This is a genomic window from Herbaspirillum sp. WGmk3 (assembly GCF_023952535.1).
Taxonomy (GTDB): domain Bacteria; phylum Pseudomonadota; class Gammaproteobacteria; order Burkholderiales; family Burkholderiaceae_D; genus Herbaspirillum; species Herbaspirillum huttiense.
Map to the genome: position 1 here is coordinate 1 of NZ_JAKYWT010000013.1, position 3,934 is coordinate 3,934.

1 pseudogene is annotated in these 3,934 nt (G+C 63.0%); it reads left to right on the plus strand.

Annotated features, from left to right (window positions below):
* A pseudogene (locus MKD49_RS25680) lies at nt 1-3,934 on the plus strand (hypothetical protein); the annotation flags it as partial.

A 3,934-nucleotide genomic window follows, 5' to 3' on the forward strand; every position in this document is an offset into this window, starting at 1 on the left:
TCGGTGCCGGCAGCACCCTCCAGATCGATGCCGATGCACTGGACAACAGCGGCAAGCTGTTCTCGCACGGTAGCTTGCTGATGCGTATCGGTGGTGCTGCACTCAACAGCGGCAAGATTGGCGCAGACGGCACGGTGGATTTCCGGACGGCCTCTCTGGTCAATGGCGGAGCACTCTATTCGCTGGCCAAGAGTGTCGACATACAGACCCGAGAAAGCATCACCAACAGCGGTACTGTTGAGGCCAAGACATCCGTCTCATTGAAGGCGGCGGCCCTGAACAACAGCGGGACGTTCACCGCCGAGGGCGCCATGAAGCTCTCGCTGCAGCAGGGCTTGAGCAACACCGGAGAGATCGGCGCCAACGATACGCTCACCGTCAATGCGGCCACGCTGGAGAACCGGGGCAGGATGCGTTCGGCCGAGAGTTCTCTCGAACTGACGACAGACGGAAAGACCAGTAACCAAGGAAAGATCCTCGCCGCCACCCGGCTGGAGATCACGGCCACGGGCATCGACAACAGCGACGGCACGCTTGGCGGCGGCGAGATGGTGATTGATGCGCGCAACCGGCGTTTCAACAATCAGCGCGGCGTACTCTTTGCGCGGCAAGACCTGAAGGCAGAGAGTGCAGAGCTCGACAATCGTGCCGGCAGTATCGCCGCCAGGGGCAAGCTGACGCTCTCCAGCGGTGAAGTCAACAATGAGGGCGGATTGTTGCAGGCCCTGAAGAGCCTCGACATCGATACCCACGGCCAGGCACTGTACAACCAGCATTCGGGCAAGGATCAAGGTGTGCGTGCCGGCACGGATCTGCACATCAAGGCCGGCGCGCTCGGCAATGGCGCGGGTGTTGTGGTGGCAGGTGGCGAAGCCCGTCTTCAAGTGAGCACCCTCGACAATCAGGGTGGCGATATCGCCACTGGAGGTGGGCTGCGCATCGAGGCCGGCAGCGTGGACAATCGCGGCGGGCAGTTGCAGTCGAAGGGCGCGATGCGAGTGGAGGTGTCAGCAGGCGACATGGATAACCGCCGTGGCCTGATGCGTTCCGACGAAGACATAACGCTGCAGAGCCAGAGCCTGCGCAACGACGACACCCAGGGCAAGGATCAGGGCATCGAAGGCCGCAGCGTAAGTGTTACCACGGGCGCACTCTACAACAACAACGGCGCCATCCGCACTGGCCAGTCATTGCAGATCGCCGCCAGCGAGAGCGTGGACAATCGCGGCGGACTCCTGTCTTCGCAAGGCACGCTGTCAGTCAATGACCCGGCCAGCACCCGCAGGCTGGTCATCGACAACGAGGGCGGACGCATCCTCGCAGGCGGCGACCTCAGTCTCACATCGCACTCCCTGATCGGCAAGGGCTTGCTGTTGAGTCACAGAAATCTGCGTATCGATGTGGCCACGGATCTGGAGCAGCGCGGGGAAACTGTTGCCGGTGGCGACCTCGATCTGCGCACCGGCGGCCGCTTCAGCAACTACGGCACGCTGGCCGCAGGGGCAGCGTTGCGCGTGACTGCCAGGGGATTCCAGAATCATGCGGGTGCGTCGATACTGGGCGGCGATGTCTCGCTGTCTGCCGGTGCCGGCCAGGACTTCATCAACCGCGGCCTGGTCGATGGCGTCACCACGCGCATTCAGGCTGGCACGCTCTACAACCTCGGTGCCGGGCGCATCTACGGTGACCGCGTCGCGCTTGCTGCAGATGTGCTGCACAACGCACCAGAAATCATCGATGGCGTACAAAGGGCCCCCGTCATCGCGGCACGTGAGCGTCTGGATATCGGCACCGGCTTGCTCTACAACGGCGAGCAGGCGCTGCTGTATTCGGTCGGCGACATGTCCATTGGCGGCGCCATCGGCAGCGACCATCGCGCGACCGGACGTGCGCGCGAGGTCAACAATACCAGCGCGACCGTCAATGCTGATGGCGCACTCACCATTGCGGCCGATGCGATCAACAACCGGAATGCACACTTCGAGATCGCCGAAGAGAGCAAGCCGGGACGCAGGATCATCAACTACCGCCTGGTGGGATCGCCGGATTTCGTCTCCGGTGACAATGCGCGGCTGATCCATCAGGATAGTGGCCAGATTATCGCGCCGGAGAACTGGCGCGCGATGGGTGATGAGGACAACTTCCGCCTGCTGCTGCCGTCGGAGGAATATCCCTTTGACCGTTACGGACCGCCGTTTGACTATAGCCGGCATGTCGGCAGGGGTGGCCGCTTGTACCGGAGCTTCGGCGTTGGCCCTGCCTATCTTGCAGCGATTCCCGAAGTCAGTAACGAGCACAGCACCATTCCGGCAGAACCGGAACGCTTCGTCTACCAGCCCGGTGACCGGATATGGGATGTCTTTCGCGTAGCAAGGCCGACGACGGAAGTATCACCCGAGCCTGAACTTCCCAGAATCTGCATTGATCCTGAATCCTGCCCGGATGCGGATTATCGGCAACGGCATAGCCAGTGGAAAGCGATCCGCGAGACGACGGTTGAGTCCTACCGCAATCTGGACAAGGCTATCGATAGATTCAACCGTTCCCTCTACGCCCGAATGGCGGGCGAGTGGATCATCTACGACGGCACCGAGCAGATCCAGCGCACCATCGTGACCCGCAGCACGCCCGGCATGATCACCTCCGGCGGCACGATGACCCTGGCCGCCGGTGTGGTCAACAACTACGCCAGCCAGTTCATCGCCGGTGGCCTGCTGGCCGGAGATGCCGTCAATGGTACGGCCATCAACAACACCGGCCCCATGGGCAGGCAGACGGTCACCTCCACCGGCACGGCAGAGAAGACCTTCATCAGGAAACATTGGCTCAAGGCCGATGAGCGTCGTTATGAGAGCGCACCCTACGCCTCTCAAACGATAGAAACACAATTCCCACTTGATGTGAGCGCCACGCACGAGGCCGGCAGCACGCGCGAGCGCACTCCTCGCACACCCGCCACCGTTCCCGCCCAAGCGCTGCCGGATGCGGGCAAGACGGCTGACCTGCGTGCTCCCGCCGTCGACGTGAGCCTGCCGGCCAATGCCTTGTACCAGGTCAATCAGAGCAGCGTGGCCGCACCACTGGTGCAGACCGATCCGCGCTTCATCGGCCAGCGCAACTGGCTGTCGTCCGACTTCCTGGTGCGTGCGTATCAGGACCGCTTCGGTCCTGCGCCGGGGTACCAGCGTTTCGGTGATGGCTTCTACGAGCAACAGCTGATCCAGCGGCAGATCCAGGAAGCCACCGGCCAGCGCTATCTGAACGGCTTCAGCAACAACGAGGCGCAATACCTGGCACTGATGCAAGCCGGGCTGCAGCAGGCGCAGGTCCAGCGCTATGCGTTGGGCATCGCACTCTCCGAAGCACAGATCGCCCAGCTTAGAACGGACATCGTCTGGCTGGTACAGCGGAGGGTGACGCTGGCCGATGGCCGTGAGCAGGAAGTGCTGGTACCGCAGGTCTATCTGCAACCGTCGAGCCTGCGGGTGAGTGGTCGCCAGACCCTGGTCGCCGGCAATGAAGTCGCCTTCCAGACCGTGCAGGACATCCTCAATCGCGGCGGCACCATCGCCGCGCGAACGGGGGTGACGCTGCGCGCGGACAACGTCCGCAATCTCGGCGGGCGCATCGAGGGCGGCTCGGTCCGCCTCCTGGCGCAGAGCGATATCGAGAATGCCGGCGGCGTCATCGATGCCAACGACAAGCTGGCGCTGAGTGCGGGCCGGGATGTCGTACTTCGCAGCACCAGCGTCACGACTGCCAATGCCATCACCACGGGACGCAATATCGATCAGGTGGCCAGCGTGAGTGGCAAGGACGTGGTGCTGCTTGCTGGCCGCGACCTGCAGGCCGATGCGGCCGTCATTGCCGCCTCGGGTGACGCCGTGTTGGCGGCGGGCCGGGATGTGCGTCTTGGTGTCGTGCAGGAATATTT